General features: G+C 37.7%; 5 protein-coding genes. 4 read left to right on the forward strand and 1 reads right to left on the reverse strand.

What is annotated here, in order from left to right; all coding sequences use genetic code 11:
* Window positions 1–34: 34 nt before the first annotated feature.
* The 4 genes from EKM61_RS01810 to clpX all read left to right on the forward strand — a co-directional run bounded on the left by EKM61_RS01810 (window position 35) and on the right by clpX (window position 5,401).
* Window positions 35–997, forward strand: a complete 963-nt coding sequence (locus EKM61_RS01810) for a hypothetical protein (RefSeq protein ID WP_068224740.1) — start codon at window positions 35–37, stop codon at window positions 995–997.
* Between the two features lie 224 nt (window positions 998–1,221).
* On the forward strand, window positions 1,222–2,409 hold the full coding sequence (tuf, locus tag EKM61_RS01815; RefSeq protein ID WP_068224739.1) for an elongation factor Tu: 1,188 nt from the start codon (window positions 1,222–1,224) through the stop codon (window positions 2,407–2,409).
* 181 nt (window positions 2,410–2,590) lie between these two features.
* Window positions 2,591–3,916 (forward strand): trigger factor, encoded by a 1,326-nt coding sequence (tig, locus tag EKM61_RS01820; protein ID WP_068224736.1) that lies wholly within the window; start codon window positions 2,591–2,593, stop codon window positions 3,914–3,916.
* 234 nt (window positions 3,917–4,150) lie between these two features.
* On the forward strand, window positions 4,151–5,401 hold the full coding sequence (clpX, locus tag EKM61_RS01825) for an ATP-dependent Clp protease ATP-binding subunit ClpX (protein ID WP_068224733.1): 1,251 nt from the start codon (window positions 4,151–4,153) through the stop codon (window positions 5,399–5,401).
* Between the two features lie 265 nt (window positions 5,402–5,666).
* On the opposite strand, the gene EKM61_RS01830 is transcribed toward clpX, so the two are convergent.
* A partial coding sequence (locus tag EKM61_RS01830; RefSeq protein ID WP_164505758.1) for a transposase occupies window positions 5,667–6,000 on the reverse strand: 334 nt, incomplete at its 5' end.

Raw genomic sequence — 6,000 nt, forward strand, 5'->3', positions numbered from 1 at the left:
ATTAATTTTAAAGCTGCAAAGGAGACGTGATTTAGTGGGTGAGCAAATTCCCTTTCCAAAAAATTTTGATCGTTTTATCATGCTTGGAAAGGCAGCGGCCAAGAAAGAAGATTGGAAAGTAGCGGCAGATAATTTTTCTGCTGCCTACCAAACCAAACAAGACTTTAATACTAATTTGTTATTGGCAACAGCATTAATGGAATCAGGCCAATACTTGGTGGCCCGTCAAGTTGCCGGTGAGTATGAGAATGATTATCAGGCATCATTGAGTTTAATTTCGTTTTATATTTCACTTTTGTTAACAGCACATGATTTTGTAAAGGCAACACAAATTTGTGATCAACATTTGGCAAAAGCAAAGGCGGCCGACATTCATTTTTGGATGGAAACCCAAAAGCATATCAAAGGCGCTGAAAACAAGTACCGCCACGAGGAAGCTGCACACTTAAAGGAGCTACAAAAGGCGTTATATAATTTAAGCGATCGTTCCATTTATGAACAAATGGACCTTTTGAAACAGGCAAACCAATTACCGAAAGAAGAATTTACAGTGACGGCTAAGTGGCTTTTACGGAATCCATTTGTTCACCCGTTATTAAAGGCGAACGTTCTTGCGGATCTTCAAAAAATGCGGGTTAGTGATGAAGTATCCTTGCTTTGGTTAGATAATAAAGAATATCAAGTTATACCTGAGCGCCTATTACCCATTATGGAATATAAAAGTATTATCACTTTGAAGCAATTATTGGCAGAAAAAGTTGGTAATGATGATCCAATTGTCTACCAAAACCTAACTGAAGAAATTAATTTGCATGCGGCTTATCTTTACCCGTTTGCTGATAAAGTGGTTAAGGATCCAACTTTGTGGTTAGCTGTTTATTTGGATTTTTACACAACAGATAAATTGAATAAGAAACAAATTGATAGTGAAAATCTAACCCAGATCCAGCAATGGCAGGAGAAGCTTAGAGAAACAACTAACATTTTAACCTTATAGGTTTTAAACATTTTTTTGAAAAATGGTTAAATATTTGGGCAAAGCTATTTACAAAGTTCACAGAAGTCTATATAATATCTAAATGGATTCTTCCTTGGTTGAGAACAGGTACTGTGCTTGGCTTTTAGCTAGGGAAGTTGTATAATAACTAGTAAAGGATTGCTGGCATTAGCTTTGTCTAATTGCTGGATTATTCTTGCGAAAAATACAGGAGGTTTCATTTAATGGCAAAAGAACATTATGAACGAACAAAACCCCATGTTAATATTGGTACGATCGGCCATATTGATCACGGGAAAACAACTTTAACGGCAGCAATTACAAAGGTATTAGCTGCTAAGGGCTTAGCTAAAGCCGAAGATTACGCAACAATTGATTCAGCTCCCGAAGAACGTGAACGTGGTATTACTATCAACACTGCACACGTTGAATACGAAACTGAAAAACGTCATTATGCTCATATTGATGCTCCAGGACATGCTGATTACATCAAGAACATGATCACTGGTGCCGCTCAAATGGATGGTGCCATCTTAGTTGTTGCTGCAACAGATGGTCCTATGCCTCAGACACGTGAACATATTTTACTTGCTCGTCAGGTTGGTGTTGAATACATCGTTGTTTTCTTAAACAAGACTGATTTAGTTGATGATCCAGAATTAACTGACTTAGTTGAAATGGAAACACGTGAATTATTATCAGAATACGATTATCCTGGTGATGATATTCCATTTATCCGTGGTTCTGCTTTGAAGGCTCTTGAAGGCGACAAAGACGAAGAAGCACACATTATGGAATTATTGGATGCTGTCGATGACTACATCCCAACTCCAGAACGTAACAATGAATTACCATTCTTGATGCCCGTTGAAGATGTATTTACGATCACTGGTCGTGGTACAGTTGCTTCTGGTCGTATTGATCGTGGTATGGTTAAAGTTGGCGATGAAGTTGAAATTCTTGGCTTAGAACCAGAAGTTCTTAAATCTACTGTTACAGGACTTGAAATGTTCCGTAAGACATTGGATTATGGTGAAGCTGGCGATAACGTTGGTGTCTTGCTTCGTGGTGTTAACCGTGAACAAGTTGTCCGTGGTCAAGTATTAGCTAAACCAGGTTCAATCAAGGTTCATGATAAATTTAAGGGCCAAGCTTATATCTTAAGCAAAGAAGAAGGCGGTCGTCATACACCATTCTTCTCAAACTATCGTCCTCAGTTCTATTTCCATACAACTGATGTTACTGGTGTTATTACTTTGCCAGAAAACGTTGAGATGGTTATGCCTGGCGATAACGTTGAATTCTCAGTTGATTTAATTGCACCAGTTGCAGTTGAAAAAGGGACTAAGTTTACTGTTCGTGAAGGCGGACGTACTGTTGGTGCCGGTGTCGTAACTGAAATCGACGAATAGATTTTAAATTTTTGGCACGGAAATTTTTTCCGTGTCTTTTTTTTATCAAAAAATAAGTAAATTAGCGATAAAACGGTGCTTTTTTGGTTAGAATGATTTACAAGACTGGTGAATTACGTTAAAATCATAGAGTATGCAATTGATAGCTAATTGTTAAAATAAGAATTTCGGAGGAAAACTAATGGCAGCAAAATGGGAAAAAAAGGACGCCACTACTGGCGAATTAACTTTTGAAATTGATCAAGAAAAAATTAACGAAGGTCTAAACAAAGCATTTGATCGCGTTAAGAAAAATTTAAACGTACCTGGTTTTCGTAAAGGCAAGGTATCACGCCAAGTCTTTAATCATATGTATGGTGAAGCAGCTTTATATGAAGATGCTTTAAACATCTTACTACCTGATGTTTATCAACAGGCCGTTGATGAAGCAAAAATCGAACCTGTTGATCAACCAAAAGTTGACGTTAAGAGTATGGATGCAGGCAAGCCTTGGGTAATTACTGCTCAGGTAACTGTCAAACCAGAAGTTACTTTAGGCAACTACAAAGGTTTAGCTGTTCCAGAACAGGACCGGACAGTAACCGATGATGATGTTGAAAAGGATCTTGAAAGTAAGCAACAACAACAAGCTGAATTAGTCTTAAAAGAAGATAAGCCAGCTGAATCAGGTGATACGGTTGTTATTGATTATAAAGGGACTGTTGATGGCGAAGCATTTGACGGTGGTTCAGCCGATAACTATTCGTTAGAATTAGGTTCTAACTCATTCATCCCTGGTTTCGAAGATCAATTAGTTGGTCATAAGGCTGGCGAAGACGTCAACGTTAAAGTTACTTTCCCTGAAGATTATCAAGCAAAGGATCTTGCCGGCAAGGATGCAATTTTTGCAACTAAACTTCATGAAGTTAAGGCAAAGGAATTACCTGCACTTGATGATGAATTCGCTAAGGATGTTGACGAAGACGTTGATACTTTAGATGAATTAAAGGCTAAAATTAAAAAGGATTTACAAGAAAAGAAGGATGATTCTGCTACTGAGGCCATTCAGGATGCTGCTATTAAGCAGGCAGTTGATAATTCTGAAATTCAGGATGTTCCTGAAGCAATGGTTAACGAAGAAGTTCAACGCCAGATGGACCAGTATCTTGGCAATATGCAACGTCAGGGCATTGACCCTAAGATGTATTATCAGTTGACAGGAACTTCTGAAGACGACTTAAAGAAACAATTTAGTTCAGATGCCGAAACACGGGTTAAAACTAATCTTGTTCTTGAGGCAGTTGTTGCGGCTGAAAAGATTGAACCAACCGAAGATCAAATTAACGATGAAATTAAAGATTTGGCCAGTGAATACAGTATGGAAGAAAAACAAGTTCGTAGTTCTTTAACTGATGATATGCTAAAACACGATATTGCGGTTAAACAGGCAATCGAATTGATTACTGATTCTGCTAAGGAATCAAAAGATGTTAAGGCACCAGTTGATGATGAAAAAGCAGATAAATAAGTTTTAGTTTAAAGCGGGGCTTGCCCCGCTTTTTATTAACAGTAATATTCTTAGGCCGGCAGTAGCAATCAAGGTCGAAGATATTTAGGCGATCCAAGCAAAGGAAAATTCTAAGTAAGCTATTTTCTTTACCCTTGGCTCAGATTATGCTAAAGTTTATCAGTGTTCAGCGAATAATTTAATTCGTGAATGTTGCGCTAAAATATAAATAGAAACGAATAGGGGTTGATAAATGTGTTTGATAATACAGAAACCGAAGGCCCTGTTAATTGTTCTTTTTGTGGAAAATCACAAGACCAAGTTAAAAAAATTGTAGCAGGTCCAGGTGTCTATATTTGTAACGAGTGTATTGATTTATGTAAAGAAATTATTGATGAGGAATTTCAGGATGAGGCGTACAGTGATCTACTTGAGGTTCCAAAACCAGTTGAAATTTTATCTATTTTAAATCAATACGTTATTGGTCAAAATGAAGCAAAAAAAGCCTTAGCAGTTGCTGTTTATAATCACTACAAGCGAGTTAATCAAATGGAAGTTGCCGAAGAAGGCGATACTGAACTACAAAAGAGTAACATTTCGCTTATTGGACCAACTGGTTCTGGTAAAACTTTCTTGGCGCAAACATTGGCTAAAATCTTAAATGTTCCTTTTGCGATTGCCGATGCAACGACCTTAACTGAAGCTGGTTACGTTGGTGAAGATGTTGAGAACATTTTATTGAAACTTTTGCAGAATGCTGATTATGACGTTGATAAAGCACAAAAAGGAATCATCTATATTGATGAAATCGATAAAATAGCCAAAAAATCTGAAAATGTTTCAATTACCCGGGATGTTTCTGGTGAAGGGGTGCAGCAAGCGCTCTTGAAAATTCTTGAGGGTACAATCGCGAACGTACCACCCCAGGGCGGTCGAAAGCATCCGCAACAAGAATTTATTCAAGTTGATACAACCAATATTTTATTTATCGTTGGTGGTGCCTTTGACGGAATTGAAAATATCGTTAAGGAACGTTTAGGTGATAAAGTAATTGGTTTCGGCGGTCAGGATGCACAAAACTTTGATGAATCAAAAAGTCTGATGCAACAAGTTATTCCTGAAGATTTAATGAAATTTGGCTTAATTCCTGAATTTATTGGCCGAATTCCGATTATGGCAGCTTTAGAGAAGTTGACCGAGAATGATTTGGTTAAAATTCTGACTGAACCAAAGAACGCTTTAGTTAAGCAGTACACTAAGCTATTGTCTTTAGATAAAGTTCAGTTAGAATTTAAGCCTGACGCGCTACACGCAATTGCCCACGAAGCAATTGAACGTAATACTGGAGCGCGGGGGTTACGCTCAATTATTGAAGAGGTCATGATGGATATCATGTTTGACCTACCTAGTCGTGATGACGTTTCTAAAGTTATTATTACCAAGGATACAGTTAATGGTTCCGGAAAACCACAGTTGGTTTTAGCGGATGATCAAAAGGCCTCTTAATGCTGCTTAGGACGTGTTTTAAAGGACAGTTGATGATTGAAATAGTGCACCAATTTAGTCAATTGAATACTGGCAGAACCGTTATGTATAGCCAGCACTAGAAAAAATGTGGTCCAAAGACTAATTTTATGGGCAGGGTGTCTTACTTATTAGACACCACCGATAAAGTTCTGAAGTCTTTTGGGCTGCTTTTTTTGGGTCTCTGTCAAATCGTATTGGTGGAGATTTTGAACGGCACATTCACTTCGGTGAATGTGCTTTTTGTTTACTCATGAATTAAACTAATCCGGATAAAGAAGTTGTCAATATTTCGAAAACCAAAACAGTTACGCTTTAATGCCTTGATTTTACGATTAAGTCCTTCAATTGGACCGTTGGAAAATGGATAACGACAACTATTTAGAAGGGCTGAACCATTTTTGATAAACGTGTTGATCGTTATGTCCATTTGATTACTAGTGGGTTGGTAGTTAGTAAGTAAGGATTGGAACGCATTAGCATCCTTTTGGTGTATGGCACTTAAGATACCTTGATAGGTTTGATACACAGATCTAAATCTGGGAAAAGCGTCTAGAGCTAAATCAATGGCGTTTTGTTGC

The organism is Loigolactobacillus backii, assembly GCF_003946275.1.
Lineage (GTDB): Bacteria > Bacillota > Bacilli > Lactobacillales > Lactobacillaceae > Loigolactobacillus > Loigolactobacillus backii.

Excerpts from the sequence above, each read along its gene's own strand:
- tuf (WP_068224739.1), top strand. The coding sequence starts at position 1,222 with ATGGCAAAAGAACATTATGAACGAACAAAACCCCATGTTAATATTGGT.
- tig (WP_068224736.1), top strand. The coding sequence starts at position 2,591 with ATGGCAGCAAAATGGGAAAAAAAGGACGCCACTACTGGCGAATTAACT.